This is a genomic window from Helicobacter sp. 'house sparrow 1' (genome assembly GCF_900199585.1).
In the GTDB taxonomy this organism is placed as follows: Bacteria; Campylobacterota; Campylobacteria; order Campylobacterales; family Helicobacteraceae; genus Helicobacter_H.
In genome coordinates this window covers 47,244-68,679 of sequence record NZ_FZQY01000004.1, presented here as the reverse complement: position 1 = coordinate 68,679, position 21,436 = coordinate 47,244, and the positions used below count along the sequence as shown (strand labels likewise).

Annotated in this window: 23 protein-coding genes; 17 read left to right on the top strand and 6 right to left on the bottom strand. The window is 30.9% G+C overall.

The genetic code is table 11. From position 1 onward, the window contains the following. The 6 genes from gyrB to C6H31_RS00715 all read left to right on the top strand — a co-directional run bounded on the left by gyrB (window position 1) and on the right by C6H31_RS00715 (window position 6,303). The gene (gene gyrB / locus C6H31_RS00740) at window positions 1-2,319 is read left to right on the top strand and encodes a DNA topoisomerase (ATP-hydrolyzing) subunit B (RefSeq protein WP_104696902.1); all 2,319 of its coding nucleotides are present in this window, start codon (window positions 1-3) and stop codon (window positions 2,317-2,319) included. A 13-nt stretch (window positions 2,320-2,332) separates the two neighbouring features. Continuing rightward, window positions 2,333-2,569 (top strand): superinfection immunity protein, encoded by a 237-nt coding sequence (locus C6H31_RS00735; protein WP_104697355.1) that lies wholly within the window; start codon window positions 2,333-2,335, stop codon window positions 2,567-2,569. 22 nt (window positions 2,570-2,591) lie between these two features. Beyond that, on the top strand, window positions 2,592-3,260 hold the full coding sequence (gene plsY / locus C6H31_RS00730) for a glycerol-3-phosphate 1-O-acyltransferase PlsY (RefSeq protein ID WP_442778065.1): 669 nt from the start codon (window positions 2,592-2,594) through the stop codon (window positions 3,258-3,260). After that, window positions 3,253-3,585, top strand: coding sequence for a dihydroneopterin aldolase (locus C6H31_RS00725; RefSeq protein WP_104696901.1), 333 nt, complete (start codon window positions 3,253-3,255; stop codon window positions 3,583-3,585). The genes plsY and C6H31_RS00725 overlap by 8 nt, the downstream gene beginning before the upstream one ends. Before the next feature lie 53 nt (window positions 3,586-3,638). Further along, the gene (locus C6H31_RS00720; protein WP_104696900.1) at window positions 3,639-5,741 is read left to right on the top strand and encodes a TonB-dependent receptor domain-containing protein; all 2,103 of its coding nucleotides are present in this window, start codon (window positions 3,639-3,641) and stop codon (window positions 5,739-5,741) included. A gap of 79 nt (window positions 5,742-5,820) precedes the next feature. Continuing rightward, window positions 5,821-6,303: a GlcG/HbpS family heme-binding protein gene (locus tag C6H31_RS00715; RefSeq protein WP_104696899.1), complete on the top strand. Its 483-nt coding sequence runs from the start codon at window positions 5,821-5,823 to the stop codon at window positions 6,301-6,303. Window positions 6,304-6,321: 18 nt separating this feature from the next. On the opposite strand, the gene ung is transcribed toward C6H31_RS00715, so the two are convergent. Further along, window positions 6,322-7,017, bottom strand: a complete 696-nt coding sequence (ung, locus tag C6H31_RS00710; RefSeq protein ID WP_104696898.1) for a uracil-DNA glycosylase — start codon at window positions 7,015-7,017, stop codon at window positions 6,322-6,324. A 59-nt stretch (window positions 7,018-7,076) separates the two neighbouring features. On the opposite strand from ung, the gene glmS reads away from it, so the two are divergent. Then, a complete protein-coding gene (glmS, locus tag C6H31_RS00705) occupies window positions 7,077-8,864 on the top strand; it encodes a glutamine--fructose-6-phosphate transaminase (isomerizing) (protein ID WP_104696897.1) in 1,788 nt (595 codons plus the stop codon). Between the two features lie 166 nt (window positions 8,865-9,030). Here the strand turns inward: glmS and C6H31_RS00700 are convergent, their stop codons facing one another. Then, on the bottom strand, window positions 9,031-9,702 hold the full coding sequence (locus C6H31_RS00700) for an outer membrane beta-barrel protein (protein ID WP_158654726.1): 672 nt from the start codon (window positions 9,700-9,702) through the stop codon (window positions 9,031-9,033). A 77-nt stretch (window positions 9,703-9,779) separates the two neighbouring features. Between C6H31_RS00700 and C6H31_RS00695 the strand changes: the two genes are divergently transcribed. The 7 genes from C6H31_RS00695 to C6H31_RS00665 all read left to right on the top strand — a co-directional run bounded on the left by C6H31_RS00695 (window position 9,780) and on the right by C6H31_RS00665 (window position 15,361). Continuing rightward, a complete protein-coding gene (locus tag C6H31_RS00695; protein WP_233709918.1) occupies window positions 9,780-10,889 on the top strand; it encodes an MlaE family lipid ABC transporter permease subunit in 1,110 nt (369 codons plus the stop codon). Between the two features lie 47 nt (window positions 10,890-10,936). Further along, complete coding sequence (locus tag C6H31_RS00690) at window positions 10,937-11,659, top strand: ABC transporter ATP-binding protein (protein WP_104697352.1); 723 nt, start codon at window positions 10,937-10,939, stop codon at window positions 11,657-11,659. Beyond that, the gene (locus tag C6H31_RS00685; protein ID WP_104696895.1) at window positions 11,644-12,435 is read left to right on the top strand and encodes an MlaD family protein; all 792 of its coding nucleotides are present in this window, start codon (window positions 11,644-11,646) and stop codon (window positions 12,433-12,435) included. Before C6H31_RS00690 ends, C6H31_RS00685 begins: the two co-directional genes overlap by 16 nt. Then, window positions 12,432-12,983, top strand: a complete 552-nt coding sequence (locus C6H31_RS00680) for an ABC-type transport auxiliary lipoprotein family protein (protein WP_104696894.1) — start codon at window positions 12,432-12,434, stop codon at window positions 12,981-12,983. Before C6H31_RS00685 ends, C6H31_RS00680 begins: the two co-directional genes overlap by 4 nt. Beyond that, entirely contained in the window at window positions 12,980-13,567 is a 588-nt protein-coding gene (locus tag C6H31_RS00675; RefSeq protein WP_104696893.1) for a class I SAM-dependent methyltransferase, read from the top strand. The genes C6H31_RS00680 and C6H31_RS00675 overlap by 4 nt, the downstream gene beginning before the upstream one ends. Continuing rightward, complete coding sequence (locus C6H31_RS00670; RefSeq protein WP_104696892.1) at window positions 13,564-14,496, top strand: alpha/beta hydrolase; 933 nt, start codon at window positions 13,564-13,566, stop codon at window positions 14,494-14,496. Before C6H31_RS00675 ends, C6H31_RS00670 begins: the two co-directional genes overlap by 4 nt. Window positions 14,497-14,572: 76 nt before the next feature. Further along, window positions 14,573-15,361 (top strand): outer membrane beta-barrel protein, encoded by a 789-nt coding sequence (locus tag C6H31_RS00665; RefSeq protein WP_104696891.1) that lies wholly within the window; start codon window positions 14,573-14,575, stop codon window positions 15,359-15,361. Between the two features lie 24 nt (window positions 15,362-15,385). Here the strand turns inward: C6H31_RS00665 and C6H31_RS00660 are convergent, their stop codons facing one another. From C6H31_RS00660 to C6H31_RS00645, 4 genes are all read right to left on the bottom strand, one after another. Next, window positions 15,386-15,925, bottom strand: a complete 540-nt coding sequence (locus C6H31_RS00660) for a PepSY-associated TM helix domain-containing protein (RefSeq protein WP_104696890.1) — start codon at window positions 15,923-15,925, stop codon at window positions 15,386-15,388. 90 nt (window positions 15,926-16,015) lie between these two features. Continuing rightward, on the bottom strand, window positions 16,016-17,869 hold the full coding sequence (locus C6H31_RS00655) for a primosomal protein N' (protein ID WP_104696889.1): 1,854 nt from the start codon (window positions 17,867-17,869) through the stop codon (window positions 16,016-16,018). Further along, complete coding sequence (locus C6H31_RS00650; protein WP_104696888.1) at window positions 17,869-18,081, bottom strand: hypothetical protein; 213 nt, start codon at window positions 18,079-18,081, stop codon at window positions 17,869-17,871. The genes C6H31_RS00655 and C6H31_RS00650 overlap by 1 nt, the downstream gene beginning before the upstream one ends. Next, complete coding sequence (locus C6H31_RS00645; protein ID WP_104696887.1) at window positions 18,074-18,295, bottom strand: DUF904 domain-containing protein; 222 nt, start codon at window positions 18,293-18,295, stop codon at window positions 18,074-18,076. The genes C6H31_RS00650 and C6H31_RS00645 overlap by 8 nt, the downstream gene beginning before the upstream one ends. Window positions 18,296-18,464: 169 nt before the next feature. On the opposite strand from C6H31_RS00645, the gene C6H31_RS00640 reads away from it, so the two are divergent. Genes C6H31_RS00640 through uvrB form a run of 3 tightly spaced genes read left to right on the top strand, consistent with a single transcriptional unit; the run spans window position 18,465 to window position 21,105 of the window. After that, window positions 18,465-18,773 (top strand): DMT family transporter, encoded by a 309-nt coding sequence (locus tag C6H31_RS00640; RefSeq protein WP_104696886.1) that lies wholly within the window; start codon window positions 18,465-18,467, stop codon window positions 18,771-18,773. Next, on the top strand, window positions 18,770-19,093 hold the full coding sequence (locus tag C6H31_RS00635; protein WP_104696885.1) for a DMT family transporter: 324 nt from the start codon (window positions 18,770-18,772) through the stop codon (window positions 19,091-19,093). The genes C6H31_RS00640 and C6H31_RS00635 overlap by 4 nt, the downstream gene beginning before the upstream one ends. 35 nt (window positions 19,094-19,128) lie before the next feature. Next, entirely contained in the window at window positions 19,129-21,105 is a 1,977-nt protein-coding gene (gene uvrB, locus C6H31_RS00630) for an excinuclease ABC subunit UvrB (protein WP_104696884.1), read from the top strand. The last annotated feature ends 331 nt before the right edge of the window (window positions 21,106-21,436 follow it).

Genomic DNA, 21,436 nt, shown 5'->3' with positions numbered 1-21,436 from the left:
ATGGAAAATAAGGAATATGGCGCAAGTAATATAAAAGTTCTAAAAGGATTAGAAGCTGTAAGAAAACGTCCTGGTATGTATATTGGGGATACAAATATCAATGGATTACATCATATGATTTATGAAGTTGTGGATAATTCCATTGATGAGGCGATGGCTGGTCATTGTGATGTAATAAAAGTTACTCTCACAAGTGAAGGAAGCGCCATTATTGAAGATAATGGTAGGGGTATTCCTGTAGATATGCATCCTACAGAAAATTTGCCTGCAGCAACAGTTGTTTTAACTGTTTTGCATGCTGGTGGTAAATTTGATAAAGACACTTATAAAGTATCTGGTGGATTACATGGTGTTGGGGTTAGTGTTGTTAATGCATTGTCTAAAAAATTAATTATGACAATCAAAAAAAATGGAAATATTTATCGTCAAGAGTTTCAAAAAGGTATTCCTACAACAGATTTAGAAATTATTGGAGAAACAAAGGAACACGGAACAACAATAGAATTTTTCCCTGATGGGGAAGTAATGGAAGTATTGGATTTTGATCCAGAGGTTTTAACTAAGCGTTTCAAAGAGATGGCTTATTTAAACCAAAATGTAACTTTATTTTTCAAAGATGAAAGAACAGGTAGAGAAGAAAAATATCATTTTGAAAATGGATTGCATCAGTTTGTAGAAGACATTAATAAAAAGCCTTTTATTTCTCCAATTATTAGTTTTCAAGCTTCTGAAGAAGATACAGAAGTAGAAATTGCTTTGGCTTATAATGAAGGCTATGATGAAAAGGTTTTAAGTTTTGTAAATAATATTAGAACACCTGATGGAGGAACTCACGAAGCAGGTTTTAGAACAGGTCTTAGTCGTGCTATTATGAATTATATTGAGGCAAATGCGAGTGCAAGAGAAAAAGATTCTAAAATCCAAGGTGAAGATGTAAGAGAAGGCCTTGTAGCAATCATCTCTACAAAGATTATGGAACCTCAATTTGAGGGACAAACCAAGGGAAAATTAGGTAGTTCATTTGTAAAACCGATTGTTCAAAAACTTACTTATGAAAAACTTGCAAAGTTTTTTGAAGAAAATCCAAATGAAGCAAGAGCAATAATGCAAAAAGCTTTACTTGCTGCAAGAGGAAGAGAAGCTGCAAAAAAAGCAAGGGAATTAACAAGAAAAAAAGATTCTTTATCTGTAGGAACCTTGCCAGGAAAACTTGCAGATTGTCAAAGTAAAGATCCTAGAGAATCTGAAATTTATCTTGTTGAGGGTGATAGTGCGGGAGGAAGTGCAAAGCAGGGAAGAGACAGGGTTTATCAAGCTATCCTACCTTTGAGAGGTAAAATTTTAAATGTTGAAAAATCTCGTCTTGATAAAATTTTAAAATCAGATGAAATCAAAAATATGATTACTGCCTTTGGTTGTGGAATTGGTGATGAATTTGATTTAGAAAAATTACGCTATCACAAAATTATTATAATGACAGATGCTGATGTTGATGGTAGTCATATACAGACACTTTTGATGACTTTTTTCTACCGTTATTTAAAGCCACTTATAGAAAATGGACATGTTTATATTGCCCAACCACCACTTTATAGATTTAAAAAGGGTAAAAAAGAAATTTATCTAAAAGATGAAAAAGCCTTAAGTGAATATCTCATAGAAAATGGGATTGAAAATTTTAGTTTTGAAGGTATTGGTAATAAAGAGCTTTTAGAAATTTTAAAGTACATTGCTCATTATAGGAGTGTATTAAGAGAATTAGAAAAGCGTTATCCTATGATTGAACTTATTAAATTTTTAATAGAAAACCGAGAATATATTTCTTTAAGTTTTGAGGAAATGTATGAAAAAATTGAAACATTTTTACAAAGTATAGAATGCAATATCTTAAGCAAAATTATTTCACAAGAAAAAATTATCCTTTATATCCAGACTAAAATAGGTTTGGTTGAAATGACTATTGATGAGAATCTATTTATAGATAACTTTTTTGAGGAAGCATATTTTATCTATAACAAGGTTATAGAAAGAGATCTAAGTTTTGCAAAAAACAAAGATTTAATTGAATTGCTTGAAGAAATAGAAGATTCTGCTAAAAAAGGTGCTTACATCCAACGTTATAAAGGTTTAGGAGAGATGAATCCTGAACAGCTTTGGGAAACAACAATGACACCTCAAAATAGAACTTTGATAAAAGTGAAGTTAGAAGATGATGAAAAGGCTAATGAAATTTTTACATTATTTATGGGTGATGAAGTTGAACCTAGAAGAGCTTATATTCAAGAAAATGCCAAGAATGTTAAACATTTAGATGTATGAGATGGTTTCAAAGATGCAAATTATAGATGGTATTGAAATTATAAATGAAAATTCTTTTTTTACTTGGCATTGGGCTGTAGCAATATTTATTGGAATCCTTTGTTTTTTTATTTATTTTTTACCCACTTTTATTGCTATTAAAAGGAAACATAGCAGTAGATATGGTATTTTAGTTATCAATCTTTTTTTTGGTTTTACTTTCATAGGATGGATTATATCCCTTGCTTGGTCAGTAAGTAAGAAGGATTAAAAGGTCGTTTTTAAGGGAAAATATGATAAATGATGTAATGAATCTAGTTACAAATATTAATATTATTTTTTATTTGATTGCTTATTTGTTTGGAGGAATTCCTTTTGGATTAATTTTAACAAAACTGTTTTTTGGAATAGATATTAGAGCAGTTGGTTCAGGAAGTATAGGTGCTACTAATGTCTATCGCTCAATTAAACAAATTAATCCTAAAAAGGCAAGAACTTTTTCTATTTTAACAATTATTTTAGATGCTACAAAGGGATTAGTTGTAGTTTTGTTTGCAAAACTTTTTGGACTAGAATATTCTGTGCAATGGATGATAGCGGTATTAGCAATTGTAGGGCATTGTTATAGTCCTTATTTAAATTTTAGCGGGGGTAAAGGTGTTGCTACTTCAATTGGTTCTGTAATATTACTCATACCAGTTGAAGGAATTTTAGGATTATTTGTTTGGGGATTTATAGGAAAGATTCTAAAAATTTCTTCTTTATCTAGTTTATTAGGTGTTTTAAGTGGTATTTTATTCACTTTCATTATCCCTTATTATTTTAATTTGCCAACTAGTATTAATATTTTAAAACAAATCCATTCCCATGTTCCTGTAGTTTTGATTGGAATTTTGATTCTTTATACCCATATTCCAAATATCAAGCGCTTACTAAAAGGAGAGGAAAAAAAAATTGTCTGATACTTTTTCAATAATTATTGAAAAATTGGAGTTTGATACCATTATAGGTATTTTGCCTTCAGAAAGAAAAAATCCACAAAGAATTATTATTGATGCAATTTTTGAGTATCAAGATAAAAACTTTTTAGATTATGTTTTGGTTAAAGATAAAATTAAAGAACTTTTTATAACAAATAAATATTTTCTTTTAGAAGATGCAATCAAGGATATTTCTTCATCTTTAAAAAAAGAATTTTTTTGCTTGAAAACTATGAAAATCAGTATTAAAAAACCAGATATCCTTGATGATTGCATTGTAGGCATAAAAACTAAAATTACTTTCTAATTTTTTTATTGTATTATTTATGATAACAATTATCATAATTATAAGGATTTTTTATGTCTAAAAGATATTTCGGTTTTATATTGTTGGTTTCTTATGCTCTTTCTCAAGAAATAGTTGATAAAGAGCTTGATGATATTAATACTACCGCATTAAAGGAATTTAATGCAAACAACAAAACATATCTTTCTGGAAAAGAACTTGATGAAAAACAAGTAAATAATTTTAGTGAAGTTTTTTCAGATCAAGCTGCAATTGATGTTGGAGGCGGTGGTATGATGGCTCAAAAAGTTTATGTAAGGGGTATAGAAGATAGGCTTTTGAGAGTAAGTATTGATGGAAGTGCCCAAAATGGGAATGCATTCCATCATCAGGGAAATTTACTTTTTGACCCTTCAATGTTAAAGAGTATAGAAATTACAAAAGGTGCAGCTAATGCCTCTGCAGGACCTGGGGCATTAGCAGGTAGTATATTACTTACTACCAAAGATGCAAGTGATTTTTTAAAACCTGATCAAAAATTTGGTTTTAAATTGGGCACTTCATTTTTTAGTAATTTTGGTATCAAGGAAAATATTGCTCTTTATGGAAGTGATCATAAATTTTTTGATCTCCTAGTATATTATGACTTTCAGGATATTTTTTATTATCGTGATGGCAAACATACTTTTACAAATCTTTTTCATCCAACTCCTGATGATAAAGTTTTGGGTTCTCCTTCAATGCAAAATAATTTATTGGTTAAGGGGAATTTGTTTCTCACACAAAAAGATAAATTAACACTTAGTTACAATCTTACATATGATTATGCTACGAGACCTTTTAGGGCAAATATTACAGGAGTGGATCCCTCTTTAAATAATGGTGTTAATTTTGCACAACAGCTTTTTAAACACAAAAATACTAATAATAATTTTTCTTTAATTTATGAAAGAATGGGTGGCAGTGAGTTTAATCAGCCTAAAATAAAGGCCACTTCATATGGAAGTATTAGAAATGTAAATCTTACACCTTATCAGGTGGTTCAAAATGAAGAAGATAAAGAAGGGACCACACCAAGGGATATTTTTTTAGATAATTATGGTTTTGATTTAAATGTGATTCATCCTATAAATAGAAATAACAGAAATACTTTTGAATATGGTTTAAATTATCAAGGAATGATTGTAATGGACAAAGCACAAAAAATAATTAATGCCAATCAAAGAGGTAGAGAAGATGCTCATATTATAGGAGGTTATATTCAGGCAAATTACTATATTTTGGATAATTTAAATATTGGTGCAGGTAGTAGATATGATTCTTATTTTTATTTTGATAAAAATTCACAAAATCATCATACTTGGGGATTTTCACCATCTGCTATTATTATTTATAATCCCATTGAATCAATGGATATAAAGGTATCTTATTCTTATGTTACAAGGGGTGCTTTACCTGGAGATGCTTTATTGTTGCAAGATGATAAAATTTTAATTGATCCAAAATTAAAGGCAGAAAAAGGTCAAAATGTAGAGTTAAATATTGATTATTCAAATGATAATTTTGCAATTCGTGGGGCAGTTTTTTATCAGACTATTAAAGATTTTATTAATAGTTATGGAAGAGCAAGAGAAAACATAGGGGATTATGTAATTAGAAATAACTTAGATTCCTTGATTAATATTTATGGAGTTGAGGCAGGTATTGATTATTTTTATAAAGACTTTTTAGCAAGCTTTTCGTTTTCAAGAAGTTTTCCTACAACTAGAGGAAGACTTCTTGCAGATACCTATGAGTTAGGTGCAACTGTTGGAAATACATACATTATCAAGTTAGCATATGACTTTAAGTCTATAGGTCTTAATCTTTCCTGGGTGAGTAGGTTTGTTCAAAGAGTTGCTTATGATGGTTATGATATTTATAATGATGAGATTTCTTATATAGACAAAAAAGGCTATAGCATTCATAATATTTATTTGACTTATACAAATCCAAAATATAAAAACTATAGTCTTTATTTTGCAATTGAAAATCTTTTTAACCAATATTATATTAATCAAGCTTCGCCCTTTAAAGTAGAAGCAGATGGAAGTTCAAATGAACTTATAAATAGTGTAAGAAAAGCTCTACCAGAACCAGGTCTAAATGTTAAAATTACTTTTGGGTACAAGTTCTAACACAAGCAAAACATTATTAATTTTGAAATTAAAAGAAAATTCCTTATAATATTTGCATATTATATTTTTAAGGGTTGTGATGAGAAAATTTTTAGTGTTAAACTTTGTTTTTTTGGGATGCATATTTGCTGCACTTCCACAATATCCTGTTTTAACAACTGATTTAGCAATTAGAGCTGCACAGGAAAGTATGAAACAATGCAAAAATGATGGTTATGCTGTTACTGTGACTGTGGTTGATAATAGAGGAAATACTTTAGTAGTGATAAAAAATGAAGAAGCAGGAACTCATACATTGCAGGCTAGCTTTAAAAAGGCATATACTGCGATGTCAATGAAAAATCCTACTTCTGTAATCGTTCAAAATATAGAAGAAACAAAGGCATCAGAGAGACTTATAAATCTTAATGATAATTTTGTATTTATTGAAGGTGGATTGCCCATTGTAGTAGATAATTTTGTTGTTGGCGGTATTGGTGTAGATGGGGCTTTGGATGGTCGTCTTGATGAAAAATGTGCACAAATTGGAATTGATAGTATTCAAATGTTTTTAGGGGAATAAAAACTTCATAACTAATCTTTAATCCAATCCCCAATCCATAGATTCTTTATTGTATTTTTTAAGGGCAAGGTTTGCATCTTTAAAAACACCACTTCCTACAAAGCCTTTTGCAAGAGGGCTTGGATGAGGTGCCATAATAATTGTATGCTTACTTGTGTCTATAAGAGAAGCTTTTTTCTTTGCAAAATTTCCCCATAGCATAAAGACAACTCCACTTAGATGACTAGAGATAGCTTTAATAATAGCATCACTGAATTCTTCCCAACCAAAGTTTTGATGTGAAGCAGGATTCCCTTTTTGAACACTAAAAATTGCATTTAAGAGTAAGATACCATTTTTAGCCCATTTACTTAAATCCCCGTGGTTTGGAGCGACAAAATTCACACTCTGTTCTAATTCCTTATAAATATTTTTCAAGCTTGGAGGAATAGGTACTCCTCTTGGGACTGAAAAGCTAAGTCCCATTGCTTGAGGAATTTCTTGGTGATTTACTATTATACTTCCGTGATAGGGGTCTTGCCCTAGTATCACTATCTTGACCTTATGAGGAGGGGTAAGATTTAGAGCATTGAAAGTGAGTTTTGCTGGAGGAAAAACAATTTGTCCTTGCTTTTTTGCTTGAATGTATTTTTCTTTAATTTTATAAAAATAGGGTTTATTAAATTCTTCTTTTAGTAATTCTTTCCACTCATCTCGGATAAGAATTCTATCCATTTAAGTTATCTCCCTGATTATGATAAAATGCATTATAAGTTTTTTGGGAGTTAAAATCAATGTGTGGGATTGTAGGCTATATAGGTAAGAATGAGATTAAAGAAGTTTTACTTAATGGATTAAAAGAATTAGAATATAGAGGTTATGATAGTGCTGGAATTGCAGTATTGCAGAATCAAGATCTCTTTACATTTAAGACTGTTGGAAAAATTATAAACCTTGAAAATAAAACTAAGGATTTTGAAACCAAAGATTTTGGAGTGGGAATAGGGCATACAAGATGGGCTACACACGGAAAGCCTACAGAAGCAAATGCTCATCCACATATTGCAGAATTTAGTAATGTAGTGCATAATGGAATTATTGAAAATTACCAAGAGATTAAAGAAGATTTGCAACTAAAGGGTCATCATTTCTTATCACAAACTGATACAGAAGTAATCGTGCATCTTTTTGAAGAAAATTTAAAACATTATGAAACCGCTTTTGAAGCTTTCAAAGAAACTATAAAAAAAATTAAAGGCGCTTATGCAATTTTACTCATTACTAAAAAAGATCCTACAAAAGTCTTTTATGCAAAAAATGGATCTCCACTTATTATCGCTAAAGGTGAAGGAGGAATTTATTTTTCAAGTTCAGATACTCCTTTGATTGGACTTGCAAAAGAGGTTGTTTATCTTGAAGATGGTGAGTTTGGATTTATGCAAGAGGGAGATTTTGAGAAATTAAAGAATATCCAGCTATTAAATACCAATAAATCTTTTGCACAAAAAGATGGCTATCGTTATTTTATGGAAAAAGAGATCTATGAGCAACATAATGTGTTATTAGAGACAATGATAGGAAGGGTGAGTGAAGAGAAAATTGCTTTAGAAAATTTAGATGAAGATTTTTTAAAGGATATAAAATCAATTACAATTTGTGCTTGTGGGACAAGCTATCATTCGGCAATGGTTGGTAAGTATCTTTTAGAGAGAATTGCAAAAATAAGAGTAAATGTTATGATCGCAAGTGAGTTTCGTTATGGAAACTTTGTAACTCAAGAAGATGAGCTTTTTATTGCAATATCTCAAAGCGGAGAAACTGCAGATACACTTGAAGCTCTTAAACTTGTAAAAAAGTATGGATTAAAAACATTGGCAATTTGCAATGTAGATAATAGTTCTATTGTAAGAGATAGTGATAGAGTAATTTTAACTCGTGTAGGTATAGAAAAGGGAGTTGCAAGCACAAAGGCTTTTGCCTCTCAAGTCTTAATTTTATGGATTTTGGGAGTTTTCATTGCACAAATAAGAGGGCTAATGACTTCCTTAGAAATCAAGTCTCAAATTCAAGAGATGTTAAGGGCAGTAAAAGCAACGAAGGTAGATTCTAAAACACACGAAAGAATCAAGCGCTTATCAAAGCGCTATTTACACGGACATGGATTTTTTTTCATTGGCAGAGATGTATTTTATCCATTAGCGTTAGAGGGAGCATTAAAGTTAAAAGAAATTAGTTATCTTCATGCTGAGGGCTATGCAAGTGGTGAAATGAAACATGGACCTATTGCCTTAGCAGATTCTCATCTTTTTACAATTGCATTAATGCCAGAGCATCTTTTATTTGAAAAAGTTAAAAGCAATGTTGAAGAATTAAGCGCAAGGGATGCGACAATTTGTGTGGTAAGCTCTCAATATTGTGAAGTAGCAGATGATATGGTTTTTATTCCAAAGGCAAAAGGATATATGGAAGAGTTTTTTTCAATGATGGTGGTGCTACAGATTCTAGCATTAGAAATTGCAATCAAACTAGGTAATGATGTGGATATGCCAAGAAATTTAGCAAAAAGCGTGACAGTCGAGTAAATTAAATATAAGCTAAATTATGTAAGGACTTCAGAGATTATTTTTTAAGTGTTTATATAAGAAGATATAGGGTAAGCCCTACAAGGGTTTATAGAGCAAGGCATAAAATGACTGCTACAAGTAGTCATTTTATAATTTTTAATCAATTAGGATTTTTGATCTTATCTTAAAATTGATATTGATAACTTACAAAAGGTAGGATATCAGTTCGTTCTACAATGGATTGTGAGATATTTTTTTGTATAGGTGTAACCTTTGCCCCTATGGCGATACGGTGTTTAATCATAAGTGTAAGTTCCAAGCCAGCTTCTACGATAAAGCCCCCAGATATAAACATATTCTTAAATCCTCGATAGTTTTGGCTGTCTGTATATAAAACTCCACCAAAACCTATACCAAAAAAACCTCCCAAAAAATTCTTCTGACTTTTTGTGATCGCAAATTCAGCAATTGCATCAATTCCTAGAGAAAAGAAACCAAAAAAAGCTGTAGGAGAACCTTCTTTTTTACCCATTCCAACTTTTGTATAGGTATCAAATGCAAAAAATCCCCTAATCCCAATATTTTTTGTAAAAAAACTTTGCGCCCCAGTTTTTAGTCCTAAGACAATAGGGATATATGACCCATCATTTGGATTGGCAATAAATCTTGCAACTCTCTGATAAGAGGTTCCCAGACTAATGGCTAAATATTTTCCACTTTTTTGCTTTACCAATTTTTGTTCTTCATAAACCTGCCTAACATCTTCAGAAGCAAAGACATTGTCATATTCTTCATAGGCATCATTGGAATATCCAAAAAAAATACATAAAAAAAATAGAAAAAATAAAATCCTCATAACCCCATTCATTTAGTTTGCTATGCAACTTCTTTTTATAACTTCTGCTATAATCTTATCCAAAAATGAGCGAGTTAATGCTATCTAGTAGTGGATTTGAAGTTAATATACAAGGTAATCAGGTAATATTTTTTATCAAAGGTGTATGGGATTTTTATACTCCAAAAAAGATTCTAAAAAATTATGAGAATGAAGCAAAAAAACATAATTCCATAATATTAGATTTTTCTCAAATAAAAAAAATAGATTTAATTTCCATCACTTTTTTATTCCTGAATGCAAAAGTAGAGGAATATAGAAATGCAAGCGACATAGTTAAATTGGCAATTGCTGATTTTAATAAACTTTATATGCCATCAAAGGATGCAAACCCCAAACAACAAAACATATTAATATCTATTTGTGGAGCTTTTAGAAATCGTATTTATAGTTTTATAAGAGATTTTGTAGATTTTTTAAATTTTTTTGGTTTGATGCTATTTTGTATTTACCTTAGTATTTTGGAACCTAAGCGTTTTCGTTGGAAATCCTTCTTATATCACTTAAATGAAGCAGGTTTTAGAGCATTGCCAGTGGCATTATTGACTGCTTTTATTGTGGGTGGTGCTATCACTCTACAAGGAGCTATTCAACTTGAAGCAATGGGGGCACCCCTTTTGAGTGTAGATATGACTGCAAAATTATCATTAAGAGAGATGGGGCCTTTTGTTTTGGCACTTGTTTTAGCTGGTAGAAGCGCATCAAGTTTTACCGCACAAATTGGGGTTATGAATATTACAGAAGAAAGTAATGCAATGCGCGTGATGAATTTTAATTTGATGGATTTCTTGGTAGTTCCTAGATTTTTAGCCCTAGTAGTTGTTATGCCCTTAATGGTATTTTTGGCTGATGCTGCAAGTATTTTTGCTGGGATGATAGCTATTAAATCGCAATTGGGTGTAAGCTTTTTGCAATATGCCGAGAGATTTTATGAAACTGTTGGTTGGAATAATTTTTTAGTGGGTATCATCAAGGCACCATTTTTTGGAGGAGCAATTGCTCTAGTTGGTTGTTTTAGAGGGCTTCAAGTAAGAGGAGATACAGAGCAGGTAGGAAAGTTTACAACTATTAGTGTTGTAAATGCTCTTTTTTGGATTATTTTTATTAATGCTATTTTTTCTATTATTTTCACAAGGTTGGATATGTGAGAGAGAAAGTTATTGAGGTTAAAAACCTAACTACAGCATATGGTGATATGATCATTCACAATAGTATTGATTTTGAAGTTTATAAGGGAGAAAGTTTTGCAATACTCGGTGGCAGTGGGAGTGGAAAGAGCACATTATTAGCCAATATGATTATGCTAAATCAGCCAATTTCGGGTGAAATTAAAATTTTTGGTCAAGATATTTGCAAGCTTGATCTTTTAGATCGGAGTAGAATTTTGAATCGTTGTGGTGTTTTATTCCAATTTGGCGCCTTATTTAGCTCTTTAAGTGTTTTAGAAAATGTAGGTATTATGCTTGAAGAATATAGTAATTATCCAAAAAATGTTATTAAGGAAGTTTCTAAAATGTGGCTAGATAGAGTGGGTCTTAGTAGAAAGGCCTTTAATTTGTATCCTTATGAATTAAGTGGAGGGATGAAAAAAAGAGTGGGGCTTGCAAGGGCAATGATTTTAAATCCTGAAATTTTATTTTTAGATGAACCAACAAGTGGTCTTGATCCATTGAGTGCAGGGAGATTTGATGATTTGATTTTAGAGCTAAAAGAGACAAATCCTTTTAGTGTGGTGATTGTAACGCATGATCTAGACACAATAAAAGATATGGTAGATAGATTTATTTTATTAAAAGATGGAGGAATTGAGTTCAAGGGAACATTAAAGGAGTTTTCAGAACAAGTTGCAAGAAATGGAATTTGCAAGGACAACCTATTTAATAGCACAAGAGGAGAAAGATTTTGGAAAGACGCGTAAACTTTTTAGCTATAGGGATTGTATTTTTTTCAATTTTAAGTGCTCTAGTAATTTTTATTGTAATTATGGGTAGATTTAACTTTGATAAAAATGAATATAGAAACTATGTGATTTATACTGAAAATGAGGTTTCTGGATTAGGTATTAATACACCAGTGAGATATAAAGGCATTACCATAGGTAGCATTGATCATATTGGTTTTGAGGCAGATAAGCTTGGAGTGGTTAAAATTATTGTAAAGATAAAAAAGACTGTGCCTATTCGTAAAAATTCTACTTTAGTTGTGGATTCTCAAGGGTTAGCAGGATTAAATTATCTTTCATTAAGGCAGAATAATCAGGGTGAATTTATAAAAGAGGAAAAAGATGCTATTTTAAATTTTGAGCCAAACTTTTTTGGGAAACTTTCTTTGAAGGCTGATAAAATAAGTCAAGATATGATGCTTCTAATACAAAATTTAAAATTGCTATTGAATGAAAATAATATGCAACACATTTCCAATACCATAGAATCTATTGATATTTTAAGTCAGAATCTTAAAAATATGCAAGCTAATGTTGCAACTTTGAGTAATAATATGAATACTTTGATAGAAAATTTAAACCGGCAAGTTGAGAATGGGGATTTTAATGCTAGAGAGATACTTAATCCATTTATGATAAGGCTAAATACAAGCTTAAACTATATGGACCAGTTTTTTAAAAGAGGTGGAAATATTTTAGAAAAATTTGAAAAGGATCCTTATAACACTATTTTTGGGGAACAAAAGAAATGAAGCAAATTATATTATTTTTAGTTTTTATTTTATTTTTTGGATGTGTTGATGTAAAGATCAAATCAGAAATACCAAAAAGAACCTATTATGACCTTGATACAAGAGATATTAATGCTAGGCACTGCAGTCGGTTTAAGACAATAGGCATCGGAAATATCACAGCAATTACTTCATTAAATAATAAAAATATTATTAGAAAAAAGAGTAATGGTGAGATTGAGATTTATAATGATATCCAGTGGGTGGATCACCCAAAGGATATGATTCAATCAATGCTAATTAAGCAGGGATATGAAAAATGCTTAAGTTTTGAAAAAGCAAGTATGAATAAGGTTCATTATTTTGTTTCTTTGGAGATCCTATTTTTAGGATTTTTGGATCAAAACCCAAGTATTGAGTTCGCCTATAAAATCAGCAATGAAAGATTTCAAATTGTTGATATGGGGATTGTAAAGAAAATTCAAGATGGAGGTAGTATTCAAGATCTACAGCAAATTAGCCAAGATTCTATTAATGAGCTTTTAAAACTAGTTGAAACTAAAATATGAAAAAACAAGAAGTAGATGCAGGATACTATGATGAAATGTATCAAACAGGTGGGTGGAATGGTAATTATTTCAAACATTATAGTTGTTCTCCCTATTTAAAATCTTGGGAAAAACTACTCCTTTTTATAGGAAGTCTAGAAGATAAAAAAATCTTAGATATTGGTTGTGGAGTGGGGCAATTTGCAAGCTTTTTAAAAGATAATGGATTGAAGCATTATTGTAGTATTGATTTTAGTCAAGAATCAATTAGGCAGGCTAGGCAAAAAAGATTAAAAAATTTTATTTTTAAGAAAGAGGATATTTTTCATTCAGATCTTTTAGATCAGAGTTTTGATTATGTTGTAATTTTAGAAGTTTTGGAACATTTAGAAGAGGATCTCAAACTTTTATCATTATTTAAACCAAAAACAAAGATGATAATTTCTGTTCCAAACTATGATTTTGCTTCTCATGTTAGATATTTTGAAAGTTTAGATTCTGTAATTTTGCGATACAGAAAGCTTATAAATTTTTATCAAAGTGCAAGTATTGAGATCAATCAAGGAGCAGGAATTATCTTTTTGCTAGAGGGAGAGAGGGTATGAAAAATAAAGGATTAACCTTTAAAAGTGATTTTGGAGAGATTGTTTATGATTGTTATATTCCAAAAGATTTTAATAAAAAAGTTATACAAATAGCTCACGGGATGGTAGAACATAAAGAACGATATGAGTGGCTATGTGAGAGACTTACACAAGCAGGTTATAAAGTATATATTAATGATCACAGGGGACATGGAGATAGTATTGGTGGTGGTATCTATCTTGGAGAAATGGGAAAAGATGGTTTTGAAAATGCAGTAAAAGATATGCTAACTTTAAATCAAATTATTAGGGAAGAAAATGAAAATGTAAAAATTATTCTACTAGGACATAGCATGGGGTCCTTATTATCAAGACGCTTTTTACAACTTTATGAAGATAAAATTGATGCATTGATTCTATCTGGAACCCCATCCCCAAATTTCTTTGCAGGTTTTGGTTCAAGACTTAGTTTTTTTCTAAAAAAAGTAAGCTTTAATCGCTTTTTACAAACCAAAATGCAAAGGCTTATCAATCGTTTAGTTTTAGGGAATTTTAATTCTAGATTTCATCATCTTAGCCCAAAAAGTGCATCACATTGGATTTGTAGCAATAAAGATGTAGTGAGGGATTATGACAATGATAAGAAGTGTCAATTTATCTTTTCGCTTAATAGTTTTGAGAATCTTTTAAAGGGATTAAAACAGGTTTTTTCAGATTATCCTGATGTAAAAAAAACTACATTACCCATTTTATTTTTAAGCGGCAAAGAAGATGCTTGTGGAGGATTTGGTAAGGGGGCAAAAAGAGCCTATAAACATATTTGTGATCAGGGGTATAGTGATGTTAGTTTATATCTTTATCCATTGTGTCGCCATGAGGTTTTTAATGAAACAAATAAAGAGCAATATTTGCAAGATATGCTAGAGTGGCTTAAAAGCCACCAGCTATAGATCTTATTTTTTGGATAAAATACTACTTTTTTAAGAAAGGAGAAAAAATGCAAAAAATAGTATTATTACTAGGCCTATGGGGGGGGGGTATTTACTAGCTTCTTCCTTACAGGACTTAGAGGCACAAAATAAGGCTTTAGAATTACAAATTAAAAATGAAGAACTCAGACAAAAGCTTCAGAATCTAAAAAATAATCAAGAGATTCCATCACAAAATAAAAATCCACAAGAAAATATCAAAATCCCTAGTAAAGTTTTTTCACAACCAAATAAAGACATAAAACGCACAGGACTTTTAGCTGGTATAGGACTTGGATTTGTAAATTCAAAACCAAAAGGAAAAGATTTGGGGTTATATTTTGATTTTCCTTCTCATAATTCCTTTAACCTAAATGCGCAAATTGGTGCGATGACAATGTGGAATCGTTACTTTGGATTAGAATATTATTATGAATTTGGCTATATCCACGATAAGGTTTTAAATACCAAGATGGCATCAAGTTATCTTGAAAATAAATTTACAGGCTTTATGATTACCTCAACACTCAATACTAATGCTGTGATGAATGCTTATAATAGTGATAATTTTGGAGTGGGATTTATTGCGGGACTTGGTCTTGGTTTTGATGTGATTCATTACAATCAAATGCTTAATAGTGTTGATGGCTCTTATAGTTTGAAACTTTCTTCCACTGCATTTAGCTTTGATATGAGAGCAAATATCGGTTTAAGGCTTATATTTAGAGATTTTTATGCGGTTCATATCAGATGCTCCATTCCATTTTTTGCAACATTAGTTGATCAGGCTGCAGATATAAAAAACAATATGTTTTTTACTGTAGGTTTTACTTATGCAAAGTTTTAAAAGCCTCTTTAGAGAGGCTGATGGTTAAACACTAATATATCCAAGAATGCTTGTAACTAAGATTCCTAAAATTAAAAAAATGACACTTTCCTTTCGATGTTGTTTGCACCAAGAAGTGATAATGAAACCACTAAAATAAAAAACTAATAGTGCAATTCCAAAAATAATGCTAAAGATTTGAAAAGCTTTTCCAACCTTTGCTTTATGTAGCATCATCAAGTTGCCATAAAAACTACGCTTATTAGTTTGGATAGTAATTTGATTTGGTTTTTGCTCTATGCTAATGAAGTATTTTGTACTACCCATACTCATACCTCTTTTTCCATTTTTTAGTTCTGTGTTGCTTGGTAGGGGAATATTATTTTCTACTAAAAAATCAAGCACAAATTTTTGTAAATTTTCAACAGGTTCTTTTTGAATTATTTCATATTTTTTTTGCTCCAATTTGTAGTTTTGATCAATACCAAAGATATATAAAACCCCTGTCAAAGAGAATATAATAGCCATTGGTAAAAAAAATACACTTGCATAAATATGTATTTTTCTAAATAAACTTTTTTTCATAAAAAAAACTCCGATAATGAGATTTACATTCAAAATTATAAAATAAAAAATGCGAAAAACCAGTGTCTTATGATTGAAAATACCAGAAATTTAGGAGAGATCAATAGGATCAACATCAATTTCAAAATTTTTATATTTTTCAAAAAGATGTTGTAAAAATTTAATGGTTTTTATGGGTTGATTGGTGCGGATTAAAATGTGGTAGCGATAGATATTTGCTACCTTTTCTATTCCTGATTTTCCATAACCTACGATTTCAAAAAAACTAGATGAAAGTTTTGAGAGAATCTCTTGCATATTTTGTTGAGCTATTGTTTCCTTTTTGTCCTCAAAGTGTAGAAGAATTAATTTTACAAATGGAGGGTAATAATCCATCCTATTTTCTAATTCATATTCTAAAAAGTCTTGATAATCAAAAATTTGAGATTTTAAAAAAGGAGCGTTAAAGCTTTGGATTAAAACCCTTCCATTTTCTTTTCTGCCACTTCTTCCAGAAACCTGATAAATAAGGCTTAGGGCTTTTTCATTGCATCTAAAATCAGGACTTTTTAAAATATAATCAATCTCTAAAATAACAGCTAGATTGACATTGTGGAAATCATGTCCTTTGCTAATCATTTGAGTTCCAATTAAAATATCAGTTTCTTGATTTTTAAATTGTTGAAGAATCTTTTTGAGTTTTTTATTTGTGCTTGTGTGGTCTTTATCAAAAATATCAATTTTTGCCTGTGGAAAGATTTCTTGAAGTTCTAAGAGAAGCTGAGCAGTTCCTAGTCTTTTTGAAGTGAGTGCAGTAGAGTTGCAAGCAGGACATTTTTCTGTAATAGGGCTAGAGAAATTACAATAATGACAAAGCATCATATTTTTTTTATGATGCAAGCTCATTGCAACACTGCAGTTTTTACAAGTTATGGTGTTTCCACATTGACTACAAAGCAGGGTTTTAAAATTTGCCCTAGTTGGAACAAATACAATGACTTGTTCTTTTTTATCCAGACTTTCTTTAAGGAGTTGGAGTAATTTTTGACTTAAAATATCTTGAGAGCTATCAAACAAAATTTCTTTTTTTGTCTTATGAAAGGTTCCTTTAATTCTTGCAATTGCTTGCTCTTTTTTTGCAAGATGATAGCTTTGAAGACTTGGAGTTGCTGATCCTAAAACAACCTTGATCTTTGTATGTTTTGCTAAAAAAATACAAAGATCTTTTGCATTATATCGAGGTCTGCTTTGGGACTTATAGGCATCATCATGTTCCTCATCCACAATAATTAAACCTAAATGCTCCAGAGGTAAAAAAAGCGCACTTCTAGCCCCTGCAATAATCCTAATTTGACCATTATTTAGGTTTTTTAAAATCTCTTGTTTTTTTTTGGTAGAAATCTTGCTATGCCAGATTCCTATAATATCCCCAAAGGTATTTTTTAGTCTTTTTTCTGTTTGAGGTGTTAGGGAGATTTCAGGCATTAAAAAAAGAATCTGTTTATTTTGTTGCAAGATAGAATCTATAAGATGAAAATAAATTTCAGTTTTCCCGCTACCCGTATCTCCAAAAAGCAAAGAAAAGTTTTTATTTTTGCAAAAATTAAATACCTCTTTTTGATCTTTATTGAGCTCTTGAAGATTGGGATTATAATGCGATAGAGTGGTGGCATTTTGTTGTGCCTCTTTGGGGTAAAAGATTCCAAAAGTCTCACCATAGCTTGAACAATAATATTGAGCAATAAAATTTGCAAGCTTTATTTGTAGCTGTGTAAAGCAAAGATGGGTTTTTTTTGCTTCTTTGCACTCAAAAGAGGGGGGTTCTACTTTTTTTATTACAATGCCTATCTTTTGCTTATTTTTAAAATCTAAAGATACAATCTCATAATCTGACAATTCCTCTTTTGATGCATAGGTTAATAAGGGCGCATTTGATTTTAAAAGAGCAATGAGGTAATAAAACATTAAAGTGTAATTTTTTTAAGAATATTTTGAATTTGAGCATTTTGCATATGTTCTTTTTGAATCTTTTGAAGATAAAGCCTCAAAAGTTCCTCTGCTTTCATATGTTTATTGTGAAAAGTTGCAAAAATTTCTTTTTTTGCTTCTATGTCAAACATTTCTAGGTCCAGTTCAAAATGCTTGTGCTCTAAATTGATAATGACCTTGCTATCCATTTTGTAGATTTTCTTGGATTTTCTCATAAATTTTTTGTATTTCAGAATCTTTTTGTGCAATTTGCTCATAAAGCTGAGAGATTTGACGATCCTTTTCTTCATTTTGTGTAGTGAGGGTTGTAACCTTTAGTCGGAGTGATTGAAGCTCATTTTTTTGCTCTTGGATAATCTGTAAAAGCTCATCAATTTTTTGATTTAGTTTTTCAAGTAGCATTCCCTTTTTCCTATCATGTTTTTAGTTTTTCTAGTATATCAATTTTTTTAAAAATACTTATTATTCTAAAGAGAGTTGCGGAAAATTATGGGAATTTTTGAGGGGCTTTAGATTTTAGATTTTTTATTAAAAAATTATATAGAATTACGCTTTTTTTTAAGGAGAAAAAATGGTTTGGATTTTACTTGGAGTGGCATTTGAAATTTTATGGGCATTGGGTCTTAAATACACAACTCAAAATATTTGGGAAATAATAGGCATTGCTCTTTGTGTCCTATCTTCTTCTCTTTGTCTTATACAAGCTTGTAAAAAAATGGAAGTAAGCATTGTATATACAATATTTGTGGGACTTGGGGCAGGGCTTTTGACTTGTATTGATATGTGGATCAATAATTTTTCTTTAAAAAAATTAGTTTTGATTATTACACTACTTTGCGGAGTTATGGGGCTTAAGTTACTTAGTAGGGATGCAAAATGAGTTGGATTTATCTAGTTATTGCAGGTTTTTTTGAGATTCTCTCTATTTTTGTGATGAAAAAGACTTCAATGAAAAAAGGCATAAGTTCAATCATTTGGTTTTTGTGTATGATGAGTATCTTTGGGATTTCTTTGGGATTTCTTTCTTTAGCAATGAGAGAAATTGAAATAAGTGTAGCATACGCGGTATGGACAGGAATAGGAACTATAGGAGGGGTATTTATGGCATCCTTGTTTTTTAAAGAAAATATAACTTGGCTCAAGGGCATTTGCTTGTTTATTATCATTGCTTCTGTAATTGGCCTTAAACTTTTAGGTTAGGCTGTATAATTGAAAGTTTATTTTTTGGAGATTAAATGTCAAAATTTATCTTAAACTCATCTTATAAGCCAGCAGGTGATCAAGGCCAGGCAATTGATAAACTTGTAAAAAGCATACAAGAAAACCATCGTTATCAAACTTTAATAGGAGTTACAGGTAGCGGAAAAACTTATACAATGGCAAATATTATTGCAAAACTTAATATGCCCACATTGATTATGAGTCATAATAAAACTTTGTGCGCCCAACTCTACAGTGAATTTAAGGGCTTTTTTCCTAGTAATCATGTAGAATATTTTATCTCACACTTTGATTATTATCAGCCAGAGGCTTATATTCCAAGGAGGGATTTGTTTATAGAAAAAGATTCTAGTATCAATGAGGATTTAGAAAGACTAAGACTTAGCGCAACAACATCGCTCCTAGCATATGATGATGTAATTGTTGTGGCATCTGTTTCTGCTAATTATGGTTTAGGAAATCCACAAGAATATCTACAAATGATAGAAAAAGTTGAAGTTGGAGCAAGTCATAACTATAAAGATTTTTTATTGAAACTTGTAGATATGGGATATACGCGCAATGATAATTTTTTTGAGAGAGGTAATTTTAGGGTAAGTGGAGAATGTGTAGATATTTTTCCTGCATACAATGAGCTTGAGTTTGTAAGGATTGAGTTTTTTGGTAATGAGATTGATCGTATTGCTTTATTTGATAGCATTGAGAGGAAAGAGGTAAAAAAACTACAAAGTTATGTCATATATGCTGCAAATCAATTTATTGTAGGATATGACCGCCAAAAGATTGCAATAAAAAATATTGAGGATGAGTTAAGTCAAAGATTGAGTTTTTTTGAAAAAGAAAAAAAAATGATTGAATACAATCGTTTAAAGTCTCGCACAGAGTTTGATTTAGAAATGATACAAGCAAGTGGTATTTGCAAGGGGATTGAGAATTATGCCAGACATCTTACGGGAAAAAAAGAAGGAGAAACTCCCTATTCTTTATTGGATTATTTTGAGCAAAAAAAGAAACCCTATTTGGTTATTGTAGATGAATCTCACGTTTCTTTACCGCAGTTTGGTGGTATGTATGCGGGTGATAGAAGCAGGAAAGAAGTGCTTGTAGAATATGGCTTTAGACTTCCTAGTGCCCTAGATAATCGCCCTTTGCAGTTTGAAGAATTTATCCAAAAGGCTCCACATTTTTTATTCGTATCTGCAACTCCATCACAAAGAGAATTAGATCTTAGTGGGGAAAATATTGCAGAGCAAATTATAAGACCCACAGGGCTTTTAGATCCAGTTTATGAAGTGAGGGATAGCGATAATCAGGTTCAAGATCTTTTTGATGAAATTAAGCAAGTAGTTTCAAGGAAAGAACGCGTATTGATTACCACTTTGACTAAAAAAATGGCAGAAGAGTTAAGCAAATACTATGCAGAGCTAGGCATTAGGATTCAATATATGCATAGTGAAATTGATGCAATTGAGAGAAATCATCTTATTAGATTATTAAGACTTGGGGAGTTTGATGTTTTGGTAGGAATCAATCTTTTAAGAGAAGGATTAGATCTTCCAGAAGTGAGTTTGGTAGCAATTATGGATGCAGATAAAGAAGGTTTTTTAAGAAGTGAGACAAGCCTTATCCAAACGATGGGAAGAGCTGCTAGAAATGTAAATGGTAAGGTGCTCTTGTATGCAAAAAAAATTACTCAAAGTATGCAAAGAGCGATGGACATTACAGATTATCGTCGTAAAAAACAACAAGACCACAATAAAAAATATGGAATTACTCCAAAAACTGTAGTAAGAAACCTTGAAGAAGAGCTTAAATTAGAATCTAGTGCAAACCTTTATGACAAGGCTTCTAAGAAGAATAAGATTCCAAAGGCTGAGAGAGAAAGTATTATAAAAGAGCTCCATAAAAAGATGCTAGAGGCTTCTAAAAAACTGGATTTTGAAGAGGCTGCTAGAATTAGAGATGAGATTGCTAGGATTAGAAGCTTGTAGGATGGGATTAAATAAATAAACAGAGCCTATGCTTAATTTAGAAAATAAAACATTAAGCTGGTTTATTGGGTAATCTATTTAAGAAAAGAATAAAAGATAAAATGTTGTTGTAATCACTCTCTGGGATTAATTTTTTAGGATTTTGTGAGATAGCAAATGGGATATTTGTGTAAAAAGATTTATAAGAGATGCGATTAAGATCATAGGGTTTTGCAATCAAGCAATGTAAGAGACCAAGATAAAGTAAAAGAAATGCCATAAATAATTGCATATTGAAAAAATATAGAGATGATGAGCTTTAGGGGGAAGAAATAAGGGGATGAAAAAATAG

Bases quoted from the DNA above. Each gene is read 5' to 3' on its own strand.
- C6H31_RS00720 (WP_104696900.1), top strand. From the start codon at position 3,639: ATGTCTAAAAGATATTTCGGTTTTATATTGTTGGTTTCTTATGCTCTT.
- gyrB (WP_104696902.1), top strand. From the start codon at position 1: ATGGAAAATAAGGAATATGGCGCAAGTAATATAAAAGTTCTAAAAGGA.
- C6H31_RS00660 (WP_104696890.1), bottom strand. From the start codon at position 15,925: ATGAAAAAAAGTTTATTTAGAAAAATACATATTTATGCAAGTGTATTT.
- C6H31_RS00715 (WP_104696899.1), top strand. From the start codon at position 5,821: ATGAGAAAATTTTTAGTGTTAAACTTTGTTTTTTTGGGATGCATATTT.
- C6H31_RS00655 (WP_104696889.1), bottom strand. From the start codon at position 17,869: ATGTTTTATTACCTCATTGCTCTTTTAAAATCAAATGCGCCCTTATTA.
- C6H31_RS00635 (WP_104696885.1), top strand. From the start codon at position 18,770: ATGAGTTGGATTTATCTAGTTATTGCAGGTTTTTTTGAGATTCTCTCT.
- uvrB (WP_104696884.1), top strand. From the start codon at position 19,129: ATGTCAAAATTTATCTTAAACTCATCTTATAAGCCAGCAGGTGATCAA.
- C6H31_RS00700 (WP_158654726.1), bottom strand. From the start codon at position 9,702: ATGAGGATTTTATTTTTTCTATTTTTTTTATGTATTTTTTTTGGATAT.
- ung (WP_104696898.1), bottom strand. From the start codon at position 7,017: ATGGATAGAATTCTTATCCGAGATGAGTGGAAAGAATTACTAAAAGAA.
- C6H31_RS00640 (WP_104696886.1), top strand. From the start codon at position 18,465: ATGGTTTGGATTTTACTTGGAGTGGCATTTGAAATTTTATGGGCATTG.
- C6H31_RS00665 (WP_104696891.1), top strand. From the start codon at position 14,573: ATGGGGGGGGGGTATTTACTAGCTTCTTCCTTACAGGACTTAGAGGCA.
- glmS (WP_104696897.1), top strand. From the start codon at position 7,077: ATGTGTGGGATTGTAGGCTATATAGGTAAGAATGAGATTAAAGAAGTT.
- C6H31_RS00680 (WP_104696894.1), top strand. From the start codon at position 12,432: ATGAAGCAAATTATATTATTTTTAGTTTTTATTTTATTTTTTGGATGT.
- C6H31_RS00695 (WP_233709918.1), top strand. From the start codon at position 9,780: ATGCTATCTAGTAGTGGATTTGAAGTTAATATACAAGGTAATCAGGTA.
- C6H31_RS00735 (WP_104697355.1), top strand. From the start codon at position 2,333: ATGCAAATTATAGATGGTATTGAAATTATAAATGAAAATTCTTTTTTT.
- plsY (WP_442778065.1), top strand. From the start codon at position 2,592: ATGATAAATGATGTAATGAATCTAGTTACAAATATTAATATTATTTTT.
- C6H31_RS00675 (WP_104696893.1), top strand. From the start codon at position 12,980: ATGAAAAAACAAGAAGTAGATGCAGGATACTATGATGAAATGTATCAA.
- C6H31_RS00670 (WP_104696892.1), top strand. From the start codon at position 13,564: ATGAAAAATAAAGGATTAACCTTTAAAAGTGATTTTGGAGAGATTGTT.
- C6H31_RS00690 (WP_104697352.1), top strand. From the start codon at position 10,937: ATGATCATTCACAATAGTATTGATTTTGAAGTTTATAAGGGAGAAAGT.
- C6H31_RS00650 (WP_104696888.1), bottom strand. From the start codon at position 18,081: ATGGATAGCAAGGTCATTATCAATTTAGAGCACAAGCATTTTGAACTG.
- C6H31_RS00645 (WP_104696887.1), bottom strand. From the start codon at position 18,295: ATGCTACTTGAAAAACTAAATCAAAAAATTGATGAGCTTTTACAGATT.